Here is a 25,169-nt window from a genome sequence, read left to right on the forward strand (position 1 = left end):
TGAGAGGAACCCCCATGGACTTCGAGTTCGACGAGCGCACCCGCGAGCTCCAGCGCACCCTGCTGGACTTCATGGACAGCCACGTCCACCCGGCGGAGGAGGTGTTCGAGGACCAGCTCGCCGGCCTCGAGGACCCCTTCGCCTGGACCCGCACCGCGGTGCTGAAGGACCTGCAGGCCGAGGCGCGCGAGCGCGGGCTGTGGAACCTCTTCCTGCCCGGGGACACCGGCGGGCGCGGCGCGGGGCTGAGCAACCTGCAGTACGCACCCCTCGCCGAGATCAGCGGACGCAGCGGCAACCTCGCCCCCGCGGCGATGAACTGCGCGGCGCCCGACACCGGCAACATGGAGGTGCTGCACATGTTCGGCACCGCCGAGCAGCAGGAGCGCTGGCTCGACCCGCTGCTGGCCGGGGAGATCCGCTCGGCCTTCGCGATGACCGAGCCCGACGTCGCCTCCTCCGACGCGACCAACATCGCCACCTCGATCGTGCGCGACGGCGACCACTACGTGCTCAACGGGCGCAAGTGGTGGATCACCGGCGCGATGAACCCCGACTGCGAGGTCTTCATCGTGATGGGGCGCACCGACCCCGACGCGCCCCGGCACCGCCAGCAGTCGATGGTGCTGGTCCCCCGCGACACCCCGGGCCTGCACGTCGTACGGCCGATGCACGTGCTGGGCTACGACGACCACGAGCACGGCGGGCACGCCGAGCTGCTCCTCGAGGACGTGCGGGTCCCGGTGACCCACCTGGTCGGCGAGGAGGGCGCCGGGTTCGCGATCGCCCAGGCCCGGCTCGGACCGGGCCGCATCCACCACTGCATGCGCGCCATCGGCGTCGCCGAGCGGGCGATCGAGCTGATGTGCCAGCGCGTGGAGACCCGGGTGGCGTTCGGCCGGCCGCTGTCGCGCCAGGGCGTGATCCGCGAGTGGATCGCCGAGGCCCGCGTCGCCGTCGAGCAGCTGCGGCTGCTGGTGCTCAAGACCGCGTGGCTGATGGACACGGTGGGCAACCGCGGCGCGCACACCGAGATCCAGGCGATCAAGATCGCCACCCCCAAGGTCGTCCAGGAGATCCTGGACCGGGCGATCCAGGCCCACGGCGCGGGTGGGCTGTCCCAGGACTTCCCGCTGGCGAGCAGCCTCGCCGGGATCCGCACCCTGCGCTTCGCCGACGGCCCCGACGAGGTGCACAAGAACTCCCTCGCCAAGGCCGAGCTGGCCCGCCACGCCACCGGGTCCTGAGCCGTGGACCTCACGCTGAGCGGGGAGCAGGTCGCCTTCCGGGGCGTCGTGCGTGACCTGCTGGAGCGCGAGGCCGTCCCGCACCGCCAGGAGTGGGACCGCCGCGAGCGCGTCGACACCGCGATCGTGGGGCGGATGGCGGAGCTCGGGCTGTTCGGCCTCACCATCCCCGAGGAGTACGGCGGGGTGGGCGGCGACCAGCTGACCTCCGTGCTCGCGATGGAGGAGCTCGGTCGCGCCGACTCCGCGCTGCGCGGGATCGTCTCGGTCTCCGCGGGCCTGGTCGCCGGCTCGGTGCTGCGCGCCGGCAGCGAGGAGCAGCGCCGCGAGTGGCTGCCGCGCCTCGCCTCCGGGAGCAGCCTCGGCTGCTTCGGGCTCACCGAGCCCGGCACCGGCTCCGACGCGGGCAGCCTCACCACCCGGGCCCGGCGCGACGGCGCGGACTACGTGCTCGACGGCGAGAAGCTGTTCATCACCAACGGCACCTGGGCCGACCTCGCGCTGGTCTTCGCCCGCACCGGCGGCGAGGGCCCGCGCGGGATCTCCGCGTTCCTGGTGCCCACCGGCACCCCGGGCTTCGAGGCGCGCGAGATCACCGGCAAGCTCGGCCTGCGGGGCCAGGCCACCGCCTCCCTGCACCTGGACGGCGTACGCCTGCCCGCCTCGGCGCTGCTCGGCGAGGAGGGCGAGGGTTTCCGGATCGCGATGACCGCCCTCGACAAGGGCCGGGTCTCGGTGGCCGCGGGCTGCGTCGGCATCGTGCAGGGCTGCCTGGAGGCGGCGGTCTCCTACGCCACCGCGCGCACCCAGTTCGGCAGGCCGATCGCCTCCTTCCAGCTGGTGCAGGACCTGATCGCCGACATCTCCGTGGACGCCGACGCCGCCCGGCTGCTGGTGTGGCGCTGCGCGGACCTGCTGGACCGCGGTGAGCCGGTCGGCGTCGCGGCGTCCAAGGCCAAGCTGTTCGCCTCCGAGGCGGCGGTGCGCGCGGCCAACAACGCCCTGCAGGTGCACGGCGGCTCGGGCTACGTCGAGGACTACCCGGTCGCGAAGTACCTGCGCGACGCGCGCGTGATGACGCTCTACGAGGGCACCAGCCAGATCCAGAAGCTGCTGATCGGTCGCGCCGAGACCGGCATCAGCGCGTTCGTCTGATCCGAGAGGACCACCGTGACCCAGCTCGACCCCCGCCTCGACCCCGAGATCGCCGCGCTGCTCGCCTTCCTCGAGAGCACCGGCAACCCGCCGATGCACGCCGGCACCGCCGAGCAGGCCCGCGCCGCGTTCCGCACCCTGAGCGTCGACCTGCGCGACCCCTCCGTGCTGCCGCAGGTCGCGGAGGTCTCCGAGACCGCCGTGCCCGGCGGCGACGGCGAGCGGCCGGCGCGGCTCTACCGGCCCCGCCCGCGCGACGCCGGAGCACTGCCCACCGTGGTGCTCTTCCACGGCGGCGGCTGGGTGATCGGCGACCTCGACACCCACGACCTGATGGCGCGCACCATCGCCACCGCCTGCGACGCGGTGGTGCTCAGCGTCGACTACCGCCTCGCCCCCGAGCACCCCTTCCCCGCGGCCGTCGACGACGCCCTGGCCGCCGCACGCTGGGCCGCCGCCCACCTCGCCGACCTCGGCGGCGACGAGCGGCTCGGCCTGGCCGGCGACAGCGCCGGCGGCAACCTCGCGGCGGTCGCCGCGCAGGTGCTGCGCGACGAGGGGGCGCCGGTCGCCGCCCAGCTGCTGCTCTACCCCGCCACCGACCTGCTGGGCGAGGGCGCCTCGCGCACCGAGAACGCCGAGGGCTACTTCCTCGACCACGACACCATGGTGTGGTTCGCCCAGCAGTACGTCGGCCACGTGCCGACCGACCGGCTCGCGGACCCGCGACTGTCCCCGCTGCACGGCGACCCGTCCGGAGTCGCCCCTGCAGTGGTGGCGGTCGCGCAGTTCGACCCGCTGCGCGACGAGGGCACCGCCTACGCCGAGGCCCTGCGCGCCGCCGGGGTCCCGGTCCGGCTCGCGTCGTACGACGGGCTGATCCACGGGTTCGTCGACATGGGCCGGTTCTCCGCCGCGGCCCGGGCAGCCGTCGAGGAGACCTGCGCCGCCTTCCGCGACCTCCTGCACCCCTGACCCCCGCGAGCCGGCTCTTGTGGTTGCGCGAGTCGGCCCGTGTGGTTGCGCGAGTCGGCCCGTGTGGTTGCGCGAGTCGGCCCGTGTGGTTGCGCGAGTCGGCCCGTGTGGTTGCGCGAGTCGGCCCGTGTGGTTGCGCGAGTCGGCCCGTGTGGCGGAGCCGTCCACAGGCGACTGGGGAGAGCCCCGCCACAAGCGCCGACTCGGCGCACCATTACCGCCGACTCGGCGCACCATTACAGCCGACTCGGCGCGCCATTAGCGCCGACTCGGCATCAGCGTCCGCCGGCCATCAGCGCGAGGGCGAGGAGCATCTTGTCGCGCGGGTCGGCGAGGCTGCGCCCGGTGAGCTGCTCGAGCTGCTTGAGCCGGTAGATGACGGTGTTGCGGTGGCAGAACAGTTCCGCGGCGGCGTGCGTGGGCGAGCCGTCGTGGCGCAGCAGCGCGGCGAGGGTGTCCAGCAGCGTGCGCGCCTGCCCGCCCGGCAGCGCCAGGACCGGCCCGAGGGTCTGGGCGACCAGCAGCGGAGCGACCTGCGGGCTGCCGGCGAGCAGCACCTCGGGCAGCCGCTCGGAGACCGCGACCGCGCCGCGCGCACCCCGCGGCAGGGTCTCCGCGGCCCGGTGCGCGAGCTGGAAGGCGGTCGCGAAGCCGGCGATGCCGTCCTGGCTGGCCGCCACCCCGGTGCGGCCGGGGCCGTTGTGGGCGAACAGCTCCACGATCCCCGGCTCCCCGGGCAGGTCGCCGGAGAGCAGGGCGTAGGAGACCCCGGAGCGCACGTGCCAGCGCGCGGAGATCCGCAGCCGGTCCAAGCGGTCCTCGGCCGCGCCGAGCGCGTCCACGCCGTCGATCCCGTCGACGAGCACCACCACGCAGGCGACGTCGTCGTCGGGTCCGACCCCGAGCACCGCGCGGGCCTCCTCGGCGAGCTCCGGGTCCGCCCCGCGGCCCTCCAGCAGCGCGTCCAGCATGCTCTGCTGGCGCTGGAGGTCGTGGCGCTGCAGCCGCGCGCTCTCGCGGCGGTAGGCGTCGATGAGCACGCCGTTCTGGACGTCGAGGTTGGCCCACACCCGCCGCGCCGCGGCCAGCAGGATCCCGTCGTCGACGCCCGCGGCGGCCTCGGAGCGGGCCCGGGTGACCAGTGCCTCCCACAGGATCCGGGCGCCCAGCGTGTAGGCGTTGAGCACCACCTCCAGCGGCACCCCCTGCCGGGCCCGGCGGCGCCCGGTGTCGCGCCAGAGCTCGACCGCGGAGGAGCGCCCGTCGCCGTCCTGCCGGCGCCCGGAGAGGATCCGCAGCCCCCGGCGGATGTGCTGGCGGGTGCTCGCCCGCACGTCGGCGCGCAGCTCCGGACCGACCCGTTCGTAGATCTCGGCGTCGCGCTCGAAGAGGGTCAGCGTGATGCTGTCGGCGATCGCGTCCGCGGAGTCCATGAGCAGCAGCCACGCGCGGCGCAGCGCGTCGTCCTCCTCGAGGGGTTCCGCGGCCATGGCGCCACGTTCGCACTCCGCGCACAACGCTGACCAGAGCCGACGGCGTTTCGGGTCCCGCGGACCAACGAGATTTGTGCACTCCGCCCCATGACCAATCTGTGCGGCCACACCAAGGTGGTGCAGGTCACATCGCCCAAATCGCCGCACCACCGCTGGAGGTCCCGTGCCCCGCTCGGTCGCCGCCCCTGCGAGCACCTCGACGTCGACGCCGGTGAGCGTCCTGGAGCTCAGCGACGTGACCGTGACCTTCGGCGGCCTCACGGCGCTCGACGGCGTCGGCCTCGCCGTGGCCCCGCACCAGGTGCACGGTGTGATCGGCCCCAACGGCGCCGGCAAGACCACGCTGTTCAACGTGGCGTGCGGGTTCGTGCGGCCCGACAGCGGCACCCTGCACCACCACGGCACCCCGGTCCGCCGGCTGCGCCCGACCGACCTGGCCGGGCTCGGCGTGGCCCGCACCCTGCAGGGGCTCGGCCTCTTCGACCGGGTCACCGTCCTCGAGAACGTCATGATCGGCGCCGACCGCCACGCCCGCACCGGGTTCCTCGGGAGCCTGCTGGCCCTCCCCCGGGCCCACCGCGAGGACCGGGCGCTGCGCGAGCGGGCGCTGGCGGTGCTCGAGGAGCTCGGCGTGGCGCACGTGGCCGCGCTCCTCCCGCCGAGCCTCCCCTATCCACTGCGCAAGCGGGTCGCGCTCGCCCGGGCGCTCGTCGCCGAGCCCGAGCTGCTGCTGCTCGACGAGCCGGCCAGCGGGCTCTCCGCCGACGAGATGGACGAGCTCGGGACGCTCGTGCGCGGCCTGACCGACCGGATGTCGGTGCTGCTGGTCGAGCACCACATGGACCTGGTGATGCGGGTCTGCGACGAGATCACCGTGCTCGACTTCGGCCGGGTGATCGCCAGTGGCCCACCCGAGCGGGTCCGCGAGGATCCGGCCGTGCTCGCGGCGTACCTCGGGGAGACGGTGTGAGCGCCGCGCCCGCGGCCCTCGCCGTACGCGGCCTGAGTGCGGGCTACGGGCCGGTCACCGCCCTGCACGAGGTGACCTTCAGCGCCGGGCGCGGGCGGATCACCGCGGTCCTGGGGGCGAACGGCGCCGGGAAGACCACCCTGCTGCGCACCCTCTCGGGGCTGCACCGGGCCCGCGCCGGCAGCGTCGAGCTGCACGGGCGCGCCGTCACCGGGGTCCCCGCCGAGCAGATGGCCGGGCTCGGGATGGCCCACGTGCCGGAGGGGCGCGGGGTGATCACCGAGCTCAGCGTCGAGGAGAACCTGCGCCTGGGCGCACTGGGTCGGGGCCGAGGGGTCCGGGCGGACAAGGCTGGTGGACGCGGAGCAAACGATCTGGACCGCGCCTACGCGCTGTTCCCGGTGCTGGCCGACCGGCGCCGCGCCGCCGCGGGCACCCTGTCCGGCGGCGAGCGCCAGATGCTCGTCCTGGCCCGTGCCCTGATGGCCCGCCCGCAGCTGCTGCTGCTCGACGAGCCCTCCCTCGGGCTGGCCCCGCGGATCGTCGCCCAGATCTTCGCGCTGGTGCGCGACCTGGTCCGCGAGGAGGGGCTCAGCGTCCTGCTCGTGGAGCAGAACGCGCGCAGCGCGCTCTCGGTCGCCGACCGCGGCGTCGTCCTCGACCTGGGCCGGGTCGTCGCCGACGAGGACGCCGACGTGCTGGCCCGCGACGACCAGCTCCGCCACGCCTACCTCGGGTTCTAGCCGCCCACGAACTGGAGACCCCGTGCAACAGCTGCTCAACACCTCCCTGGTGGGACTGACCCTCGGGTTCGTCTACGCCGCGTTCGCGCTGGCGCTGGTCCTGGTCTGGCGCTCGACGCGGGTGGTGAACTTCGCGCAGGCCCCGATGGCGATGGTGACCACCTTCGTCGCCCTCGTCGTGATCGAGGGCGGCGCGTCGTGGTGGCTGGGCCTCGCTGCGGCGCTGGCCTCCGGGCTGGTGCTGGGCGCGGTGCTGGAGCGCGCCGTCGTACGACCGGTGCAGGGCGGGTCCCAGATCAACGCGGTGATCTTGACCCTCGGCCTGTTCATCGTGCTGCACGCGCTGGCCGCGGTGGTCTTCGGCAACCGCTACCGCTCCTTCCCCGCGCCGTTCGGCATCCGCGGCCTGGAGGTCGGCGACCGCACGGTGGCGCTGACCCCCACCGGGGTGTTCACGATCGTGGCCGTGCTGGTGGTGATGGCCCTGCTGGTGGCGCTGTTCCGGTTCACCGACCTGGGCCTGCGGATGCGGGCCGCGGCGTTCAACCGCGAGGTGGCGCGGCTGCTCGGTGTCCGGGTCGGGCGGATGCTGACCCTGGGCTGGGCGCTCGCCTCGCTGGTCGGCTCGCTGGCCGGCGTGCTGATCGCCAGCGGCAGCCTGGTGCACCCCGGGTTCATGGACTCGGTGGTGGTCTTCGGCTTCGTCGCCGCCGTGCTCGGCGGCCTCGACAGCCCCGTCGGCTCGGTCGTCGGCGGCCTGGTCCTGGGGCTCTCGCTCAGCTTCGTCAGCGGGTACGTCGGCTCCCAGCTGGTCCCGCTGGCGGCGCTGCTGATCCTGGTGCTGGTGCTGCTGGTGCGCCCCGGCGGGCTCTTCTCCACGACGACGGCGAGGCAGGTCTGATGCGCGCACCCACCCCGGCCCTGCCCGACGCTCCGCTGGCCCGGCACCTGCTGCTGGCCGCCGTCGGGCTGGTCGCGGTCGTCCTGGTGCTCCAGGGGGTCAGCGAGTTCCGTCGCTTCCAGCTCGCGGAGATGGCCTACCTCGGCATCGCGGCCGGCGGGCTGACCGTGCTCACCGGGCTCAACGGCCAGGTCTCCCTCGGCCACGGGGCGCTGATGGCGATCGGCGCCTACACCGCGGCGCTGCTGCTGCCCGACCGCGACGCCTCCGTCCCGCTTCCGCTGGTCCTCCTCGCCGCCACCGTCGTCGCACTCGCCGTCGGCGCGGTCGTCGGTGTCGCCGCCGCCCGGTTGCACGGCCCCTACCTCGCCGGGGCCACGCTGGCGCTCGCGGTCGCGGTCCCCGGGATCGCCCTGTACTTCAAGGACACCCTCGGCGGCGAGCAGGGGCTGCCGGTGGTGCTGCCCGAGCCGCCGGCCTGGGCGCTCGACACGGCGTACTTCCTCACCGGGCAGGAGCTCACGACGAGCGGGTACGTCGCGCTGATCGGGTGGCTGGTGCTGACGGTGACCTACGTGCTGCTGGCGAACCTCTCCCGCAGCCGGGTCGGGCGGCGCTGGCGGGCGGTGCGCGACGACGAGGTCGCCGCCCAGCTGGCCGGCATCGACCTGGGGCGGGCCCGTGTGTCGGCGTTCGTGGTCAGCGCCGCCGCGGCCGGCGCCGCGGGCGCGGTGCTGGCGTTGAGCGTGCGGCTCGCCGCCCCGAGCAGCTTCACGCTGACCCTCAGCCTCACCCTGCTCGCCGCGGTGGTGCTCGGCGGGCTCGGCAGCCTCACCGGGGCGCTGCTCGGCGCCGCCCTGCTCACCTTCCTGCCGCAGGTCGCCACCGGCCTCGGCACCGACGCCGGCCTGAGCGACATCCAGGCCGCGGAGCTGGCCCCGCTGGTCTACGGGCTGGTGATGGTCGCGGTGGTGCTCCTCGCCCCCGCCGGCCTCGCCGGCAGCCTGCGCCTGCTCGCCGTACGCCGCCGCACGCGCGGGGCGCTCTCCACCACCTCGAAGGGAACAGCCAGATGACACCCAGGACAGGGACACCGGTCCCCCACCGCGGGCCTGCAACGCTCGCCGGACTCCTCGCCACGGCGCTCCTGCTGGCGGGCTGCGGCGCGGGCGGGCGCGAGGACGACGGCGAGGACGGCGGGGGCGCCTCCGACACCGGCGTCACCGCCGACACCATCACCATCGGGGCACACTTCCCGCTGACCGGCGTCGCGGCGCCCGGCTACAGCGAGATCCCGACCGGGGCGCAGGCGTACTTCGACTACGTCAACGCCAACGGCGGCGTGCACGGGCGCCAGATCGAGTACCTCGTCAAGGACGACGGCTACAACCCCACCAACACCAGCAAGGTCACCAACGAGCTGGTGCTCCAGGACGAGATCTTCGCGATGGTCGGCGGGCTCGGCACCCCGACGCACAGCGCGGTCGTGGACTTCTTGAACGGCGAGGGGGTGCCGGACCTGTTCGTCTCCTCGGGCTCGCTGATGTGGGGCGACGACGTGGCGGCGCGGCCGATGACGTTCGGCTGGCAGCCCGACTACGAGATCGAGGGCAAGATCATCGGCCAGTACGTCGCGGAGAACCAGCCCGGCGCCCGGGTCGGGCTGTTCCTGCAGGACGACGACTTCGGCGAGGACGCCGAGCAGGGCGTGCGGCGCTACCTCGACGACCAGATCGTGGAGGTGCAGCGCTACACCTCCGGCAGCACCGACGTCGGCCCGCAGATCGCCGCGCTCCAGTCCGCGGGCGTCGACCTGGTGCTGTCGTTCAACACCCCGTCGTACACCGCGCTGAGCCAGCTGGTGGCGCTCAAGCTCGGCTACGACCCGGCGTGGTTCTACTCCAACGTCGGCTCCGACCCGGGCCTGGTCGGCGCGCTGCTCTCGCAGATCTCCGAGGGCGCGGTGCAGGGCGGCACCAACGCGCTCGACGGCGTGCTCACCACCGAGTACATCCCCGGCGTCGACGCCCCCGACGACCCGTGGGTCCAGCTGTGGCAGAAGGTGTGGGACGAGCACGGCGAGAAGGGCGAGCTCACCAACTACCGCGTCTACGGCATGTCGCACGCCTACGCGTTCGTGCAGGCCCTGCAGGAGGCCGGCGAGGACCTGACCCGCGAGGGGCTGGTCGAGGCGCTCGAGAGCGACAGCCAGGACCTGGTGGGCCCGCAGCTCGCGCCGTTCCGCTTCAGCGCCGACAGCCACATGGGCATCTCCGGGATGCGGGTCGTCGAGCTCCAGGGCGGCGTCGGCGAACCCCTCACCCCCATCCTCGTCAGCGACATCGGCGACGCCGAGATCACCGAGGACACCTCCGGCCAGGCCGAGGACGCACCCCCCGAGAGCGGCATCCCCGACTAGTCCCCGAGTCGGCCCGTCTGGTTGCGCGAGTCGGCCCGTCTGGTTGCGCGAGTCGGCCCGTCTGGTTGCGCGAGTCGGCTCTTGTGACGAAGTTCTTCACCGCACCTGGGGAGAATCTCGCCACACGCGCCGACTCGGCGCGCCATTGGCGCCGACTCGGCGAGGGGGATGAGGGTGGGGGACGCAGGGAGGTGGCGCGAGGGGGCGTGGCTGGCGGAGGTCCGGGAATGGGTGGGCGAGCGGCTCGGGGAGCGGGGGCTGAGCGTCACCGGGCCGGTCGAGCAGCCGCACGTCGTGCCCTGGTCGACAGTCCTGCGCTTCCCCACCGACACGGGCCCGGTGTGGTTCAAGGCCAACGACGCCTCCATGCACCACGAGGCCGGCCTGGTCGCCCTGCTCGCGGCCCGCTTCCCCGACCGGGTGCCGCCGCTGCTCGCCACCGACCCGGCCCGCGGCTGGATGCTGATGGCCGACGCCGGCACCCGCCTGCGCGAGGTGATCCCCGTGGAGCGCAGCCTCACGCGGTGGTACGACGTGCTGGACGCCGTCGCCCGGATCCAGGTCGGCACCCTCGACGCGGTCGAGGAGATGCTCGCCCTGGGCGTGCCGGACCTGTGCCTGCCCCGCCTCGTCGAGCGGTACGACGACCTGGTCGGCAGCCTCGACGTACCCGCGCGCTTCCGCTCCGCCACGCCGTACGTCGCGGAGCTGGTCGCCGCCCTGGAGGGCCACGGCGTCCCCGCCGGGCTCAACCACGACGACCTCCACGACGGCCAGGTCTTCCTCGGCGCCGGCCGGCACCTGGTCCTCGACTGGGGCGACGCCTGCATCACCCATCCGTTCTTCGTGCTCTCGGTGGTGCTGGAGGGCCAGGTCGCCTGGGGCCTCGACGACGTCGAGGGCTCCGTCGACATCGCGCCGTTCCGCGACGCCTACCTCGCGCCCTGGGCCGAGGCCCTCCCCGGGACCGACCTGGTCGCGGTCACCGACGCGGCCCTGCGCCTGGGCTGGGCGGCACGCGCCGTCAACGGGCACGTCGCCGCCGACGTCCCCGACGACGCCGAGCGCACCCTCACCAGGCTGCAGATGTTCCTTGACGGCCGGGTCGCGGACTGAGCGCTCAGGCCCGCCGCGACTCCAGCACCCGGAACCCCTTGGCGCTCGCCAGCCGCGTCGTCGGGTAGCCCTGCTCCCCCAGCCAGCGCTGGAGGGAGTCGCCGCCGAGGTTCTTGCCGACCACCATCACCGCGCGCCCGTCCGGCGCGAGCAGCGCGAACCAGGTCAGCAGCAGCGCGTGCAGCGCCTCCTTGCCGATCCGGATGGGCGGGTTCGACCAGATCTCGTCGTACGTCGCGTCCGGGTCGACGGCGTCCGGGGTGAGCGCCCGGTAGCGGTCGGTGACCCCGAGGGCGGCGGCGTTCTCGTTGGCCAGCAGCACCGCGCGCTCGTTGACGTCGACCGCGGTGACGTCCGCGCCGGGGACCACCGTGGCGATGGCGAGCCCGATGACGCCGTATCCGCAGCCGAGGTCGAGGACCCGGCCCGGGCCGGGCGGCTCGGTCTCGCGGAACAGCACCGCGGTCCCGATGTCGAGGCGCCCCTGCGCGAAGACGCCGCTGCCGCTGGTGAGGCGCAGCTCGCGCCCCCAGACGTCGGCCACGACCGGCTTGCGGGTGAACGCGACCGTCGGGTCCGCGCTGAAGTAGTGCTCGTCGTCGGTGCTCACGCGTCGATCGCCTCCCGTCGGGCGCGGGTCATCTCGGCGCGCGCCGCCAGCTCGTCGTCGACCGGGTAGCCGACCTCCTCCAGGGTCAGCCCGTGGGCGTGGGCCACCGTCACCGAGGGGTCGCGCCGGCGCGCGGCCAGCACCTCCCCCGCCCACGGCACCGGGCGCCGCCCCTCGCCGACCGCGATCACGCAGCCGACCATCGCGCGCACCTGGCTGTGGCAGAACGCGTCGGCCTTCACGGTGGCCTCCAGGACGCCGTCGTCGCGGCGCTCCCAGTCGAAGCCGCCCAGCACCCGCACGGTCGTGGCCCCTTCGCGCTGGCGGCAGAACGCCGCGAAGTCGTGGTGGCCGACCAGCAGCGCGGAGGCCTCGCGGAGCAGCTCGACGTCGAGCGGGCGCGGCCAGGCGACGACGTGGTGGCGGGTCAGCGGGTCGAGCGACTCCGCCCGGTCGGCGATGCGGTAGACGTAGCGGCGCCACAGCGCGGAGAACCGGGCGTCGAAGGCGCCGGAGACCTCCCGCACCCGGCGCACCCGGATGTCGGGCGGCAGGATGCCGTTGAGCCGGCGCACCAGCGCCACCGGTGCGGGATCGCGGGAGCGCCCGACGGAGGACGCCAGGGCGTCCGCGGGCACGTCGAGGTGCGCGACCTGCCCGCGTGCGTGCACCCCGGTGTCGGTGCGCCCGGCGCACACGACCCGCACCTGCGGCAGCCGCAGCGTGGTCACCAGTGCCGACGTCAGCTCGCCCTGCACGGTGCGCAGGCCCGGCTGGGCCGCCCAGCCGTGGAAGTCGGTGCCGTCGTAGGCGAGGTCGATCCGGATCCGCACGTGGTGCATCCTCTCAGGCCGCGCAGGCCACCCGCACGCTCAGGTCGGGCTGCCCACCTCGGCGCGGTACGGCGGGTCCGCACCCGGACGCGTCGTGGCCAGGGCGCCCGCGCGCACGGCGTGGGTGAGCACCTTCGTGCGGTGCCGCCGCGGCAGCGCGGCGATCCGCTCCGCGGCGCCGGGTCCGACCAGCCCGCGGGCCCACAGCGCGTCGAGCAGGGCGGCCGAGAAGGTGTCGCCGGCGCCGATCGTGTCGACGACCTCGACCGTGGGCGCCGCCACCGAGACGGACCTCCCGCTGCCGTGCCAGGTCGCGCCCGCCGCGCCGCGGGTGAGGACCACCGCGACCGGTCCGAGGGAGAGCAGCCGCGCAACGGCCTCGTCCTCGCTCAGCTCCGGGTAGACCGCGAGGAGGTCCTCGTCGCTGGCCTTGACCAGGTCGGCCAGCGCCACGACCCGCTCCACGGCGGCGGCGAGCTCCTCGCCCGAGCCGGTGAGCACCGGTCGCGCGTTGACGTCGTAGGTGACCAGCGCGGTGCCGCGCAGCCGGCGCAGCGTCGCGAGCACCTCCTCGGCGCCGGGCGCGAGCACGGCGGCGAGCGAGCAGGCGTGCACCGCCAGCGGCGCCGGCTCGGCGGGCACCGGGGTCAGGACCCACTCGAGGTCGAGCTCGTAGCGCGCGGCGCCCTCGGCGTCGAGCACCGCCCGCGCGCTGGCGGTCCGCTCGATGGTCTCGGGGTCGACGGCCAGCGACACCCGGTCGCGACCCAGGTAGGTCGCGACGATCGCGCCGTAGCGGTCGTCGGCCAGTGCCGTGGCCAGGCGCACCGGTCGGTCCAGCCGCGCCAGGGCGACCGCGACGTTGGCGGCGCTGCCGCCGGGGTGCTCACGCCGACTGCCGTCGGCATGCTCGACCACGTCGACCAGGGACTCCCCCACCACCAGCACGTCACCGTCCGCCACCATGCCTCCTGCCTACCACGCCGCGGCGACGCACCGCGGTCCCGCCCGCCTCCACAGCCCCGGCGCCCGGCTCCGCGGACCGGGGGTGCGCCGGGCTAGCGTGCCCCCATGCCGCCGAGCCCCACGATCCTCCCGCTCGACCCGGACTCCCCCGTCGCGCCGTACGAGCAGCTGCGCGCCCAGGTCGCCAGCCGTGCCGCCGCGGGCGCCCTGCCGGCCGGCACCCGGCTGCCGACGGTGCGGGCGCTCGCCGCCGAGCTCGGGGTCGCCGCCAACACCGTGGCCCGGGCATACCGCGAGCTCGAGGGTGACGGCGTCGTGGTCACCGAGGGCCGGCGCGGCACGTTCGTGGCCTCCGGCGCCCCGGCCGCGAGCGACGCCGCGCAGCGGGCGGCCGCCGCCTACGTCGCCGAGGCCCGGCGCCTGGGCCTGACCCGCGCCGAGGCGGTCCGCCTCCTCGAGTCCGGCTGGGGCGCGTGAGCCGATGAGCACCACCGGTCCGCCCCTGCTCGACGACCAGCACCCGATCCTGGCCAAGGTCCGCAAGCTGCTGGCCAAGGCCGAGGACCCGGCCGCGACCGAGCACGAGGCCGAGGTCTACACCGCCAAGGCGACCGCCCTGATCGCGTCGTACGGCGTGGACGCCGCGCTGCTCTCGCGTGCCGACCCCGCGGCCGATCCGGTCGGCGACCTCCAGGTCGGCGTGGACGCGCCGTACGCCGCCGACAAGGCCGACCTGCTGGCGACCGTGGCCACCGCGCTGCGCTGCCAGGTGGTGATGCGCACCCGCCGCGGCCCGGACGGCAAGGAGATCTCCCTGCACGTCTTCGGTCACCGCAGTGACCTGGAGCGCGCGGAGATCATCTGGACCAGCCTGCTCCTGCAGTCCGCGACCGGCCTGCTGCGCACCCCGGTGCCGCGCGGCGAGCACCCCGCGGCGTTCCGGCGCTCCTGGCTGGCCGGCTTCCGCCTGGCCGTGGGGCGCCGGCTCACCGAGGCCGAGGACCGTGCCCGTCTCGACGCCGACGCGCGCCAGGGTGACGGGCCCGGCGCGAGCCTGGTGCTCGCCGACCGCGGCGAGCTGGTGCGCGGCGCGGTGGAGGCGGCCTACCCCGACGCCCGCGCCGCCCGGGCACGCACGCTCTCGGGCTCCGGCGGCGCCGACGGCTGGGCGGCGGGCCAGCGTGCCGACCTCGGCGCCCGGCGGATGCCGCGCGCACCCCGCGCGCTGCGTCGCTGAGCCCGGGAGCCGACACCCGCCACATGACACCGGCCCGCCACCCCCGAAGGGGCAGCGGGCCGGTGCTCGGCGTGAGCGGTGCTCAGGCCTTGTTCTCGTCCTCGGCGGCCGGGGCGTCCTCGGCGGGGGTCTCCTCCGCAGCAGCGGGGGTCTCCTCGACGGTGGTCTCCTCGGCCGGGGTCTCCTCGGCGACCGGGGCGGCCGGAGCAGCCTTGGTCGTCTTGGGGGCCGACGGGGTGTACGCCTCGGTCACGAGCTCGATGACCGCCATGGGGGCGTTGTCGCCCTTGCGGGGGTTGATCTTCGTGATCCGGGTGTAGCCACCCGGACGCTCGGCGAAGGTCGGCGCGATCTCGGTGAAGAGGTGGTGCACGACACCCTTGTCGCGGATGGTCTTGAGGACCTCGCGACGGTTGTGGATGTCACCCTTCTTCGCCTTGGTGATCAGCTTCTCCGCGTGCGGACGCAGCGCACGCGCCCGCGACTCGGTCGTGGTGATCCGGCCGTGCTCGAAGAGCTGGGTGGCCAGGTTCGCCAGGATCAGGCGCTGGTGCGCCGGGCTGCCGCCGAGGCGGGCGCCCTTGGTGGGCTTCGGCATGTCTCTCTCGTTCCTCCCCGGCCGTACGAGGTACCGGGGTAGTAGGCCGGCGGCAGGCGCCGCCGGTCAGTGGGTCAGTACTGCTCGTCCTCGACGAAGGTGTCGTCGTCGTCGTCGCCGTACGCCGCCAGGGCGGCGTGCGGGTCGAAGCCGGGCGCGCTGTCCTTGAGGGACAGGCCCATCTCGACCAGCTTGGCCTTGACCTCGTCGATCGACTTCGCACCGAAGTTGCGGATGTCGAGCAGGTCCTGCTCCGAGCGGCTGATGAGCTCACCCACGGTGTGGATGCCCTCGCGCTTGAGGCAGTTGTAGGAGCGGACGGTCAGCTGGAGGTCCTCGACCGGGAGGGCGAGGTCCGCAGCCAGCTGCTCGTCGACCGGCGACGGGCCGATGTCGATGCCCTCGGCCTCGACGTTCAGCTCACGCGCCAGGCCGAAGAGCTCGACCAGGGTCTTGCCCGCCGAGGCGATCGCGTCGCGGGGACGGATCGACGGCTTGGTCTCCACATCGATGACCAGCTTGTCGAAGTCGGTGCGCTGCTCGACACGCGTGGCCTCGACCTTGTAGGTCACCTTCAGCACGGGGCTGTAGATCGAGTCGACCGGGATCCGGCCGATCTCGTTGTCGGCACCCTTGTTCTGGACGGCGGAGACGTAGCCACGGCCACGCTCCACGACCAGCTCCATCTCCAGCTTGCCCTTGTCGGACAGCGTGGCGATCTTGAGGTCGGGGTTGTGCACCTCGACACCGGCCGGCGGGGTGATGTCCGCCGCGGTGACGTCGCCCGAGCCCGACTTGCGCAGGTACATGGTGACCGGCTCGTCGTGCTCGGAGGAGACGACCAGGGCCTTGAGGTTGAGGATGATCTCGGTGAGGTCCTCCTTCACACCCTCAACGGTGGAGAACTCGTGCAGCACCCCGTCGACCTTGATGCTCGTGACCGAGGCACCGGGGATCGACGACAGCAGGGTGCGGCGCAGCGAGTTGCCGAGGGTGTAGCCGAAGCCGGGCTCCAGGGGCTCGATCACGAACCGCGAGCGGAACTCGTCGACGGACTCTTCCGACAGGGTGGGGCGCTGTGCGATAAGCACTGGTGGTGTCCTTTCCGGGCCCACCCGCTATTTGACGGGCCCGAACGTGCTGAGTGACGGAAGGGTGGAAGGAGTTACTTCTTCGAGTAGTACTCGACGATGAGCTGCTCCTGCACCGGGAGGTCGATCTGCGCCCGGACGGGAAGCTGGTGGACCAGCACCCGCATGCGAGAGGGAATCGCCTCGAGCCAAGCGGGAACCACGCGCTCGCCGTGGGTCTCGCGAGCCACGATGAACGGGGTCATCTCGAGGGACTTCTCGCGCACGTCGATCACGTCGTACTGCGACACCTGGTACGACGGGATGTCGACCTTCTTGCCGTTGACCAGGAAGTGGCCGTGCACGACGAGCTGACGGGCGTGGCGACGCGTCCGGGCGAACCCGGCACGGTAGACCACGTTGTCGAGGCGGCACTCCAGCAGCTGGAGCAGGTTGTCGCCGGTCTTGCCCGAACGACGCGAGGCCTCGACGTAGTAGTTGTGGAACTGCTTCTCGAGGACGCCGTAGGTGAAGCGAGCCTTCTGCTTCTCCTGCAGCTGCGAGCGGTACTCGCTCTCCTTGATACGCGCGCGGCCGTGCTGGCCGGGAGCGTAGGGACGACGCTCGAAAGCCTGGTCGCCACCAACGAGGTCAACACCGAGACGGCGCGACTTCTTGGTCATGGGGCCGGTGTAACGGGCCATTTCTCAAAGTCTCCTGTTCAGTCTCGGGCGAATCAGACGCGACGGCGCTTGGGCGGCCGGCATCCGTTGTGGGGCGTGGGGGTGACGTCCTGGATGGTGCCGACCTCGAGGCCGATGGCACCAAGCGAACGGATCGCCGTCTCACGACCCGAGCCCGGGCCCTTGACGAAGACGTCGATCTTCTTCATCCCGTGCTCCATCGCCCGACGACCGGCAGCCTCGGCTGCCATCTGCGCGGCGAACGGGGTGGACTTGCGCGAGCCCTTGAAGCCGACGGTGCCGGCGGAGGCCCACGAGATGACCGCACCGGTGGGGTCGGTGATGGTCACGATGGTGTTGTTGAACGTGCTCTTGATGTGGGCTTCGCCCTGAGCGACGTTCTTCTTCTCCTTGCGGCGCACCTTCTTGGCGCCAGCCGCGTTGCGGCTCTTGGGAGGCATTCAGAATCTCCTGGAAGTAGCTGGTCTGGGTGTGCTGAAGATCAGTGGTTCGCCGTGAGGCGGAACGTCACTTGGCCTTCTTCTTGCCGGCAACCGTGCGCTTCGGGCCCTTGCGGGTACGAGCGTTGGTCTTGGTGCGCTGGCCACGGACGGGGAGACCCATGCGGTGGCGGCGACCCTGGTAGCTGCCGATCTCGATCTTGCGACGGATGTCGGCCTGGACCTCGCGACGGAGGTCACCCTCGATCTTGTGGTTGGCTTCGATGGCGTCGCGGAGCTTGACCAGCTCTTCGTCGCCCAGCTCGTGCACGCGGAGGTTCGGGTTGATACCCGTCTCGGCGAGCAGGTTCTGGGCGGAGGTACGGCCGATGCCGTAGATGTAGGTGAGTGCGATCTCGATGCGCTTGTCACGCGGGAGGTCCACACCAACGAGGCGTGCCATGTCTGGCGTTGTCCCTTCGGTTGTTCGCAGAGGTTTCTGGTCGTGCCGCGCCCCCGCCCTCGTCGACGGGGCTCCGGCCCACTGCTCCGGAGGTGGCTGACGGCGGTACCGGGATCCGGTCCTACCGCGTAGCGGTCACGTAGTGATGTTCAGTTGTGGGGCACTGCTGGGTGCTGCGAGGGCGTGAGCCCTCAGCCCTGCCGCTGCTTGTGACGCGGGTTCTCGCAGATCACCATGACCCGGCCGTGGCGACGAATCACCTTGCACTTGTCACAGATGGCCTTGACGCTGGGCTTGACCTTCATCTGAGGTCCTTTCCGGTATCGGCTGCGCTGGTTCGCACAGTGAGACCGCCACTGCGTTCAGTGGACGAGGCTCACTTGTACCGGTAGACGATGCGACCTCGCGTGAGGTCGTACGGGGAGAGCTCCACCACCACGCGGTCCTCGGGGAGGATCCGGATGTAGTGCTGACGCATCTTCCCGCTGATGTGGGCGAGAACCTTGTGGCCATTGCTCAGCTCGACGCGGAACATGGCATTCGGCAGGGCCTCCACGACGGTGCCCTCGATCTCGATCACGCCTTCTTTCTTCGGCATGTCCTCCACAATCTGTAGTGCTGGTGTCTACCGCTCTGTGCACCGGACGGCGGCCATGGGACCGCATCCGGGTGGCCCGGGAACCTCCCGCGACGGGTGTCGCGGGTGGACCTCGTGCGGCCGCTCCTGGAACCTCTAGCCGACCACGCCGCACCGCTCACGAGGAGAGATGAGGCGCCGATCGGGCAGCCACGAGGCACCAGACAGCAGACCCACGTTGGGCCGACACGCCAGTCTAGTCAAAGGCTGTGACGAAAGACCAATCCGTGCCTGTGTGCGTGCCGCTGGCGCCACGCCGGGTCGGTTCAGCCGGCGAGCAGGCGCAGTGTGGTCTCACGGGCGGGCGCGCTCGCCCGCGGGGCGCCCTCGTGGGCGGCCGCGACCGGGTGGACCATGACCTCGTCCACGCCGTGCTCCGCGGCCAGCGCGGCGATCCGCTCGCGGGCGGCGGCGGGCTCGTCGATCACCCAGCGCGCGGCCATCGCGTCGAGCAGCTGCTGGTGCGCCTCGGGGAGCACCACCTTCTCCGCGTCCTCGACGCTGATCTGCGAGGTGAGCGGCTGACCGGTGCGCAGCGAGAGCATCATCTGCAGCTGCGGCAGCGCGAGGCGGTAGGCCTCCTCGGCGGTCTCGGCGACGGAGGCGTTCACGGTCAGGAAGGTGCGCGGCTCCGCGAGCTCCGGCGAGGGCTGGAAGCCGGAGCGGTACAGCTCGAGCGCCTGCGCGGTGCCGGTGCCGGCGAAGTGGTGGGCGAAGACGTAGGGCATCCCCTTCTCCGCGGCCAGGCGCGCGGAGTAGTCGGAGGAGCCGAGCAGCCAGATGGTGGGGACCGAGGCGGCCGCGGGCGTCGCGTGCAGCACGTGGCGCCGACCCTGCACCGAGAGGCCCACGCCGGCGGTGTCCATCATCGCCAGGACGTTGTCGACGTACTCGGGGAACCGGGCGACCGCCTCGTCACTCACTCCCCCGGCGCCGTGGCGCAGCGCCCAGGAGGTGACCGGGTCGGTGCCCGGCGCACGGCCGATGCCGAGGTCGATGCGACCGGGGTACGCCGCCTCGAGCAGCGCGAACTGCTCCGCGACGACCAGCGGGGCGTGGTTGGGCAGCATCACGCCGCCCGAGCCGACCCGGATCCGGCGGGTCGCGCCGGCGATCACACCGATCAGCACCGGCGGGTTGGTCGCGGCCACGGCCGGCATGTTGTGGTGCTCGGCGATCCAGTAGCGCTGGTAGCCGAGCTCGTCGGCGGTCCGGGCGAGCGAGATGCTCGCGGCCACCGCGTCGGCGGAGGTCTGGTCACCACGGACGGGGACCAGGTCGAGCACGGACAGGGACGGGCGTGGGGCACTCACGGACGGGTCAACCCCCGCGGGTGGCCCGCTATTCCGAGGAGCGTGCGACGGCGGGCCGGTCCACGGGGCCCGGCCGGGCGACGAACGATGCGGTCAGTCCCGCCCGCCGTAGGGCACGCCGAGCGCGGTGAGCGCCTCGCGGCCGCCGTCCAGGGCGGTCAGCACCCACGCGCCCTCGGGCATCAGGGTGAAGGTGTGCTCGAAGTGCGCGGCCCACGTGCCGTCGGTGGTGACGACGGTCCACTCGTCCTCGAGGACGTCGGTCTCCTTGGTGCCGAGGGTGATCATCGGCTCCACCGCGAGCGCGAGCCCGCGGACCAGCTTGGGGCCGCGGCGGGCGCGCCCGAAGTTCGGGACGTTCGGCGGCAGGTGCATCTGCGAGCCGATGCCGTGCCCGACGTAGTCCTCGAGGATGCCGTAGCTGCCCTGGCTGCGCACGTGGGTCTCGATGGCGTGGGAGATGTCGGTGACCCGACCGCCCAGCCGCGCCGCGGCGATGCCGCGCCACATGGCCTCCTCGGTGACCCGCATCAGCTCGGTCACCTCGGCGGGCACCTCACCCACCGCGACCGTGATCGCGGAGTCGCCGTGCCAGCCGTCGACGATGGCGCCGCAGTCGATCGAGATCACGTCGCCCTCCGCCAGGACCCGCGGGCCGGGGATCCCGTGCACGACCTCGTCGTTGACCGACGCGCAGATCGAGGCGGGGAAGCCGTGGTAGCCGAGGAACGACGGGGTCGCACCCGCGCTGCGGATGCAGTCCTCCGCGAGCGCGTCGAGCTCGGCCGTGGTCACGCCGGCCCGGACCGAGGAGCGCAGCAGCTCCAGGGTCCGGCCGACGACCAGGCCGGCTCGACGCATCGCGTCGATCTGCTCGGGGGTCTTGATCTCCAGACCCCGGTCGAGGAAGCCCATCTGCGGTGCGGTCCGATCAGCTCTGGGTGACGTCGTCGAGCGCGGCGAACAGACGTCCGGTCACCTCGGCGACCTCGCCCATGCCGTCGACCTCGCGGAGGATGCCGCGCTCGCGGTAGACGTCGATCAGCGGCTCGGTCTGCTCGGCGTACACCTCCTGGCGGCGCCGGATGACGTCCTCGGTGTCGTCGGCGCGACCCTCGACCTGGGCCCGCTGGAGCAGCCGGCTGACGATCTCGTCCTGGTCGACCGTGAGCACGACGACGGCGTCGAGCTCGTGGCCGGTGTGGGAGATCATCGCGTCGAGCTCCTCGACCTGGGCGAGCGTGCGCGGGTAGCCGTCGAGCAGGAAGCCCGGCTTCGCGTCGTCCTCGGCGATGCGGTCGCGGACCATGAGGTTGGTGACCTCGTCCGGCACGTACTCGCCGGCGTCCATGTAGCGCTTGGCCTCGACACCGAGAGGCGTGCCCTCGGAGACGTTGCGGCGGAAGATGTCGCCGGTGGAGATCGCGGGGATGCCGAAGTGCTCGGCGATGTGCGTGGCCTGAGTGCCCTTACCGGCTCCGGGCGGGCCCATGATGATCAGTCGCATTTCAGCGCAGGAATCCTTCGTAGTTGCGCTGCTGGAGCTGGCTCTCGATCTGCTTCACCGTGTCGAGGGCGACGCCGACCATGATGAGGATGGACGTGCCTCCGAAGGGGAAGTTCTGGTTCGCGTCGATGAGAACCAGCGCGATCAACGGGATCAGGGAGATGAGCCCGAGATAGAGCGCGCCCGGCAGGGTGATGCGGGACAGGACGTAGGACAGGTAGTCCTCGGTCGGCTTACCGGCCCGGATCCCGGGGATGAAGCCGCCGTACTTCTTCATGTTGTCGGCCACCTCGTGCGGGTTGAAGGTGATCGACACGTAGAAGTAGGTGAAGAAGACGATGAGGAGGAAGAAGGTCGCCATGTAGAGCGGGTGGCCGCCGTCGACGAAGTAGTCGCCGAGGAAGCTGACCCAGCCCGAGCTGCTGTTCTGGTTGAACTGCACCGCCATGGCGGGCAGGTAGAGCAGCGAGGAGGCGAAGATGACCGGGATGATGCCGGCCTGGTTGACCTTGAGCGGGATGTAGGTGGAGCTGCCGCCGAACATCTTGCGCCCGACCATCCGTCGGGCGTACTGCACCGGGATCCGGCGCTGCGCCTGCTCGATGAAGATGACCGCGGCGATGATGACGAGACCGACGGCGAGCACGACGCCGAAGACCCACCAGCCCTGGCTCTTGCCGACCTGCCAGAGCGCGGCCGGGAAGGTCGCGACGACCTGGCAGAAGATCAGGATCGACATGCCGTTGCCGATGCCGCGGTCGGTGATCAGCTCGCCCAGCCACATGATCACGGCGGTGCCGGCGGTCATGGTGATGACCAGGATCAAGAAGGTGCTGGTCGCGTCGCTGTGCAGCAGCGGGAGCGTGCAGCCCTCGAGCAGGTTGCCGGAGCGCGCGAGCGCCACGATGCCGGTCGCCTGGAGGACGGCGAGGCCGAGGGTGAGGTAGCGGGTGTACTGCGTGATCTTCGTCTGGCCCGCCTGGCCCTCCTTCTTCAGCGCCTCGAGCCGTGGGATCACCACGACGAGCAGCTGCAGGATGATGCTGGCGGTGATGTAGGGCATGATGCCCAGCGCGAAGATGGTCAGCTGGAGCAGTGCTCCGCCGGAGAAGAGGTTGATCAGGCTGTACAGGCTGCTGTCCTCGACCTGGCTGATGCACGTCTGCACGTTGGCGACGTGGACACCCGGTGCGGGGATCTGGGAGCCGGCCCGGAAGATCACGATGACTCCCAGCACGAACAGCAGCTTGCGCCGCAGGTCCGGTGTCCGGAAAGCGTTGGCGAACGCGCCTAGCACGAGACGATCCTCTTTCCTCAGCAAAAGATCAGGGCCCCTGCGCCAACCGGCGGGAAACCCCGGGAAGCCTAACAGGGGACGTACAGGGAGATGCGGTCGACGGCGCTCTTCGTGACTATCCGTTCGAACTGCTCAGCCGGCCTGGCCGGTCGGCGTCCCACCCGCAGGTACGACGGGGAACGCGGGATGAGCCACAGCGTAGGGCTCACCGGGAAACACAGAGGGCGCGGCCCGGCTGCTGAGAGCAGCCCGACCGCGCCCTTGGTGCGACAACGTGTCAGACGAGCGAGGTGGTCCCGCCCGCGGACTCGATCTTCGACTTGGCCGACGCCGAGAACGCCTGGGCGCTCACGTCGACCTTCACCGAGATCTCGCCCTGGCCGAGCACCTTGACCGGCTGGCCCTTGCGGACCGCGCCACGCGCGACGAGCTCGTCGACGGTGACGGTGCCACCCTCGGGGAAGAGCTCGTTGAGCTTGTCGAGGTTCACGACCTGGAACTCCACCTTGAAGGGGTTCTTGAACCCCTTCAGCTTGGGGAGCCGCATGTGGATCGGCATCTGGCCACCCTCGAAGGCGACCGGAACCTGGTAGCGAGCCTTGGTGCCCTTGGTACCGCGGCCCGAGGTCTTGCCCTTGGAGGCCTCACCACGACCCACGCGGGTCTTGGCGGTCTTGGCTCCGGGGGCCGGACGCAGGTGGTGCAGCTTGAGCGTCATGTCAGTCGACCTCCTCGACCGTCACCAGGTGACGGACCGTGTTGACCATGCCGCGGATCTCCGGGCGGTCTTCCTTGACGACCACGTCGCCGATCCGCTTGAGACCGAGCGTGCGCAGGGTCTCGCGCTGGTTCTTCTTCAGACCGACGAGGCCACGGTTCTGCTGGACCTTCAGCTGGGCCATCAGGAGACACCCCCTGCCGTCGCGATGCCCTCGGCGCGAGCCTTGAGCAGCGCGGCCGGGGCGACGGACTCGACCGGAAGACCACGACGGGCCGCAACGGCCTCGGGCTCCTCCAGCATCCGCAGCGCCTCGACGGTCGCGTGGACGATGTTGATCTGGTTCGACGACCCGAGCGACTTGCTCAGGATGTCGTGGATGCCGGCGCACTCCAGCACCGCACGCACCGGGCCACCGGCGATGACACCGGTACCAGGGGCGGCAGGACGCAGCATGACGACGCCAGCCGCCTTCTCGCCCTGCACCGGGTGCGGGATGGTGCCCTGGACGCGAGGGACGCGGAAGAATGCCTTCTTCGCCTCCTCGACGCCCTTGGCGATCGCTGCCGGGACTTCCTTGGCCTTGCCGTAGCCGACGCCGACCAGACCGTCGCCGTCACCGACGACCACGAGGGCGGTGAAGCTGAAGCGACGACCACCCTTCACGACCTTGGCGACACGGTTGATCGCAACGACGCGCTCGATGTAGGCGGTCTTGTCAGCAGCCTGGCCGCCGCGACGGTCGTCGCGATTGCCTCGGCGCTCGCCACCGCGCTGTCCGCGCTGGGCTCCGCTCATGAGACTGTTCCTCTTCTCTCTCTTGCAGCTCTTGCGATCAGAAGGTCAGGCCGCCCTCGCGGGCGCCGTCGGCCAGGGCCGCGATGCGGCCGTGGTACTTGTTGCCGGCACGGTCGAAGACCACGCCGTCGACTCCGGCCGCCTTGGCGCGCTCAGCAACGAGCTCGCCGACCTTCTTCGCCTTCGCGGTCTTGTCACCGTCGAAGGCCCGCAGGTCCGCCTCGAGCGTGGACGCCGAGACGAGGGTCTTGCCGACGAGGTCGTCGACAACCTGAGCGGACATGTGCTTGGCCGACCGGGTCACGACCAGGCGCGGACGCTCGGCAGTGCCCTGGAGCTTCTTGCGGCCCCGGACCTGCCGACGCAGACGCGACTTGACGCGCGACGCGGTGTGCTTGTTGTTCGAAAGCGAGATCGCCATCACTTACCAGCCTTTCCGACCTTGCGGCGGACGTTCTCGCCGGCGTACCGGACACCCTTGCCCTTGTACGGCTCGGGCTTGCGGAGCTTGCGAATGTTGGCGGCGACCTCACCGACGAGCTGCTTGTCGATGCCCTGGACGCCGAACTTGGTGGGACCGTCGACGGCGAAGGTGATGCCCTCCGGCGCGTCGAAGATGATCGGGTGGGAGTACCCGAGCTGGAACTCCACCTGGGTCGGCGTCTTCGGGAGGACGCGGTAACCGACGCCCACGATCTCCAGACGCTTCTCGTAGCCGTCGGTGACACCGACGACCATGTTGTTGACCAGCGTGCGAGTCAGGCCGTGGAGGGCCTTGCTCGTGCGCTCGTCGTCGGGGCGCTTGACGTCCAGGACGCCATCACCCTTCTCGACGGTGATCGGGGCCGCCACCGTGTGGGTCAGGGTCCCCTTGGGGCCCTTGACCGTCACGACTGCGCCGTCGACCGAAACATCCACACCGGACGGGACCGGGACGGGGAGCTTGCCAATACGCGACATGCTGTCTTCTCTCCTTACGG

The 25,169-nt window shown here is 72.1% G+C and carries 31 protein-coding genes; 11 read left to right on the top strand and 20 right to left on the bottom strand.

Annotated features, from left to right (window positions below; all coding sequences use genetic code 11):
• Positions 1–14 precede the first annotated feature (14 nt).
• Genes HOQ23_RS14640 through HOQ23_RS14650 form a run of 3 tightly spaced genes read left to right on the top strand, consistent with a single transcriptional unit; the run spans position 15 to position 3,377 of the window.
• Positions 15–1,247, top strand: coding sequence for an acyl-CoA dehydrogenase family protein (locus tag HOQ23_RS14640; protein WP_172215346.1), 1,233 nt, complete (start codon positions 15–17; stop codon positions 1,245–1,247).
• A 3-nt stretch (positions 1,248–1,250) separates the two neighbouring features.
• Positions 1,251–2,402, top strand: coding sequence for an acyl-CoA dehydrogenase family protein (locus tag HOQ23_RS14645; RefSeq protein WP_172215347.1), 1,152 nt, complete (start codon positions 1,251–1,253; stop codon positions 2,400–2,402).
• 15 nt (positions 2,403–2,417) lie between these two features.
• Complete coding sequence (locus HOQ23_RS14650; protein WP_367650505.1) at positions 2,418–3,377, top strand: alpha/beta hydrolase; 960 nt, start codon at positions 2,418–2,420, stop codon at positions 3,375–3,377.
• 275 nt (positions 3,378–3,652) lie between these two features.
• Here HOQ23_RS14650 and HOQ23_RS21285 read toward each other — a convergent pair whose 3' ends face one another.
• Positions 3,653–4,867 (bottom strand): CdaR family transcriptional regulator, encoded by a 1,215-nt coding sequence (locus HOQ23_RS21285; RefSeq protein WP_216654237.1) that lies wholly within the window; start codon positions 4,865–4,867, stop codon positions 3,653–3,655.
• 166 nt (positions 4,868–5,033) lie between these two features.
• Between HOQ23_RS21285 and HOQ23_RS14660 the strand changes: the two genes are divergently transcribed.
• The 6 genes from HOQ23_RS14660 to HOQ23_RS14685 all read left to right on the top strand — a co-directional run bounded on the left by HOQ23_RS14660 (position 5,034) and on the right by HOQ23_RS14685 (position 11,019).
• Complete coding sequence (locus HOQ23_RS14660; protein WP_172215348.1) at positions 5,034–5,840, top strand: ABC transporter ATP-binding protein; 807 nt, start codon at positions 5,034–5,036, stop codon at positions 5,838–5,840.
• The gene (locus HOQ23_RS14665; RefSeq protein WP_172215349.1) at positions 5,837–6,583 is read left to right on the top strand and encodes an ABC transporter ATP-binding protein; all 747 of its coding nucleotides are present in this window, start codon (positions 5,837–5,839) and stop codon (positions 6,581–6,583) included. The genes HOQ23_RS14660 and HOQ23_RS14665 overlap by 4 nt, the downstream gene beginning before the upstream one ends.
• Before the next feature lie 22 nt (positions 6,584–6,605).
• Entirely contained in the window at positions 6,606–7,484 is an 879-nt protein-coding gene (locus tag HOQ23_RS14670; RefSeq protein ID WP_172215350.1) for a branched-chain amino acid ABC transporter permease, read from the top strand.
• Entirely contained in the window at positions 7,484–8,560 is a 1,077-nt protein-coding gene (locus HOQ23_RS14675) for a branched-chain amino acid ABC transporter permease (protein WP_172215351.1), read from the top strand. Before HOQ23_RS14670 ends, HOQ23_RS14675 begins: the two co-directional genes overlap by 1 nt.
• Positions 8,557–9,903 (top strand): ABC transporter substrate-binding protein, encoded by a 1,347-nt coding sequence (locus tag HOQ23_RS14680; protein WP_172215352.1) that lies wholly within the window; start codon positions 8,557–8,559, stop codon positions 9,901–9,903. The genes HOQ23_RS14675 and HOQ23_RS14680 overlap by 4 nt, the downstream gene beginning before the upstream one ends.
• Before the next feature lie 174 nt (positions 9,904–10,077).
• A complete protein-coding gene (locus HOQ23_RS14685) occupies positions 10,078–11,019 on the top strand; it encodes a phosphotransferase (protein ID WP_172215353.1) in 942 nt (313 codons plus the stop codon).
• 4 nt (positions 11,020–11,023) lie between these two features.
• Here HOQ23_RS14685 and HOQ23_RS14690 read toward each other — a convergent pair whose 3' ends face one another.
• Genes HOQ23_RS14690 through HOQ23_RS14700 form a run of 3 tightly spaced genes read right to left on the bottom strand, consistent with a single transcriptional unit; the run spans position 11,024 to position 13,428 of the window.
• Positions 11,024–11,629: a methyltransferase gene (locus HOQ23_RS14690; RefSeq protein WP_172215354.1), complete on the bottom strand. Its 606-nt coding sequence runs from the start codon at positions 11,627–11,629 to the stop codon at positions 11,024–11,026.
• Entirely contained in the window at positions 11,626–12,462 is an 837-nt protein-coding gene (gene truA / locus HOQ23_RS14695) for a tRNA pseudouridine(38-40) synthase TruA (RefSeq protein ID WP_367650507.1), read from the bottom strand. Before truA ends, HOQ23_RS14690 begins: the two co-directional genes overlap by 4 nt.
• A 39-nt stretch (positions 12,463–12,501) precedes the next feature.
• A complete protein-coding gene (locus tag HOQ23_RS14700) occupies positions 12,502–13,428 on the bottom strand; it encodes a PfkB family carbohydrate kinase (RefSeq protein WP_216654238.1) in 927 nt (308 codons plus the stop codon).
• Between the two features lie 105 nt (positions 13,429–13,533).
• On the opposite strand from HOQ23_RS14700, the gene HOQ23_RS14705 reads away from it, so the two are divergent.
• Both HOQ23_RS14705 and HOQ23_RS14710 read left to right on the top strand, forming a co-directional pair.
• Complete coding sequence (locus tag HOQ23_RS14705) at positions 13,534–13,905, top strand: GntR family transcriptional regulator (RefSeq protein ID WP_172215356.1); 372 nt, start codon at positions 13,534–13,536, stop codon at positions 13,903–13,905.
• Positions 13,906–13,909: 4 nt separating this feature from the next.
• Positions 13,910–14,665: a DUF2786 domain-containing protein gene (locus HOQ23_RS14710; protein WP_172215357.1), complete on the top strand. Its 756-nt coding sequence runs from the start codon at positions 13,910–13,912 to the stop codon at positions 14,663–14,665.
• A gap of 82 nt (positions 14,666–14,747) precedes the next feature.
• Here HOQ23_RS14710 and rplQ read toward each other — a convergent pair whose 3' ends face one another.
• From rplQ to rplF, 16 genes are all read right to left on the bottom strand, one after another.
• Positions 14,748–15,263, bottom strand: a complete 516-nt coding sequence (gene rplQ, locus HOQ23_RS14715) for a 50S ribosomal protein L17 (protein WP_172215358.1) — start codon at positions 15,261–15,263, stop codon at positions 14,748–14,750.
• 74 nt (positions 15,264–15,337) lie between these two features.
• A complete protein-coding gene (locus tag HOQ23_RS14720) occupies positions 15,338–16,354 on the bottom strand; it encodes a DNA-directed RNA polymerase subunit alpha (RefSeq protein ID WP_172215359.1) in 1,017 nt (338 codons plus the stop codon).
• Between the two features lie 74 nt (positions 16,355–16,428).
• Positions 16,429–17,037: a 30S ribosomal protein S4 gene (gene rpsD / locus HOQ23_RS14725; RefSeq protein WP_153322113.1), complete on the bottom strand. Its 609-nt coding sequence runs from the start codon at positions 17,035–17,037 to the stop codon at positions 16,429–16,431.
• A gap of 32 nt (positions 17,038–17,069) precedes the next feature.
• A complete protein-coding gene (gene rpsK, locus HOQ23_RS14730; RefSeq protein WP_166136860.1) occupies positions 17,070–17,477 on the bottom strand; it encodes a 30S ribosomal protein S11 in 408 nt (135 codons plus the stop codon).
• Between the two features lie 67 nt (positions 17,478–17,544).
• Positions 17,545–17,919 (bottom strand): 30S ribosomal protein S13, encoded by a 375-nt coding sequence (rpsM, locus tag HOQ23_RS14735; RefSeq protein ID WP_172215360.1) that lies wholly within the window; start codon positions 17,917–17,919, stop codon positions 17,545–17,547.
• 191 nt (positions 17,920–18,110) lie between these two features.
• On the bottom strand, positions 18,111–18,224 hold the full coding sequence (gene rpmJ, locus HOQ23_RS14740) for a 50S ribosomal protein L36 (RefSeq protein WP_028644817.1): 114 nt from the start codon (positions 18,222–18,224) through the stop codon (positions 18,111–18,113).
• Between the two features lie 71 nt (positions 18,225–18,295).
• A complete protein-coding gene (gene infA, locus HOQ23_RS14745; protein WP_011757309.1) occupies positions 18,296–18,517 on the bottom strand; it encodes a translation initiation factor IF-1 in 222 nt (73 codons plus the stop codon).
• 305 nt (positions 18,518–18,822) lie between these two features.
• Positions 18,823–19,869 (bottom strand): LLM class flavin-dependent oxidoreductase, encoded by a 1,047-nt coding sequence (locus HOQ23_RS14750; RefSeq protein WP_172215361.1) that lies wholly within the window; start codon positions 19,867–19,869, stop codon positions 18,823–18,825.
• Positions 19,870–19,962: 93 nt separating this feature from the next.
• Entirely contained in the window at positions 19,963–20,784 is an 822-nt protein-coding gene (gene map, locus HOQ23_RS14755) for a type I methionyl aminopeptidase (RefSeq protein ID WP_172215362.1), read from the bottom strand.
• 16 nt (positions 20,785–20,800) lie between these two features.
• Positions 20,801–21,376, bottom strand: a complete 576-nt coding sequence (locus HOQ23_RS14760; protein ID WP_172215363.1) for an adenylate kinase — start codon at positions 21,374–21,376, stop codon at positions 20,801–20,803.
• A gap of 1 nt (position 21,377) precedes the next feature.
• Entirely contained in the window at positions 21,378–22,673 is a 1,296-nt protein-coding gene (gene secY / locus HOQ23_RS14765; RefSeq protein WP_172215364.1) for a preprotein translocase subunit SecY, read from the bottom strand.
• A 277-nt stretch (positions 22,674–22,950) separates the two neighbouring features.
• Entirely contained in the window at positions 22,951–23,391 is a 441-nt protein-coding gene (gene rplO / locus HOQ23_RS14770; RefSeq protein WP_172215365.1) for a 50S ribosomal protein L15, read from the bottom strand.
• Between the two features lies 1 nt (position 23,392).
• Positions 23,393–23,575, bottom strand: coding sequence for a 50S ribosomal protein L30 (gene rpmD / locus HOQ23_RS14775; protein ID WP_122818641.1), 183 nt, complete (start codon positions 23,573–23,575; stop codon positions 23,393–23,395).
• On the bottom strand, positions 23,575–24,189 hold the full coding sequence (rpsE, locus tag HOQ23_RS14780) for a 30S ribosomal protein S5 (protein ID WP_153322107.1): 615 nt from the start codon (positions 24,187–24,189) through the stop codon (positions 23,575–23,577). The genes rpmD and rpsE overlap by 1 nt, the downstream gene beginning before the upstream one ends.
• A 37-nt stretch (positions 24,190–24,226) precedes the next feature.
• Entirely contained in the window at positions 24,227–24,610 is a 384-nt protein-coding gene (gene rplR, locus HOQ23_RS14785) for a 50S ribosomal protein L18 (protein WP_172215366.1), read from the bottom strand.
• Complete coding sequence (gene rplF, locus HOQ23_RS14790) at positions 24,610–25,149, bottom strand: 50S ribosomal protein L6 (RefSeq protein WP_153322105.1); 540 nt, start codon at positions 25,147–25,149, stop codon at positions 24,610–24,612. The genes rplR and rplF overlap by 1 nt, the downstream gene beginning before the upstream one ends.
• Between the last annotated feature and the right edge of the window lie 20 nt (positions 25,150–25,169).

This window comes from Nocardioides sp. zg-DK7169, from assembly GCF_013155365.1.
Classification (GTDB): domain Bacteria; phylum Actinomycetota; class Actinomycetes; order Propionibacteriales; family Nocardioidaceae; genus Nocardioides.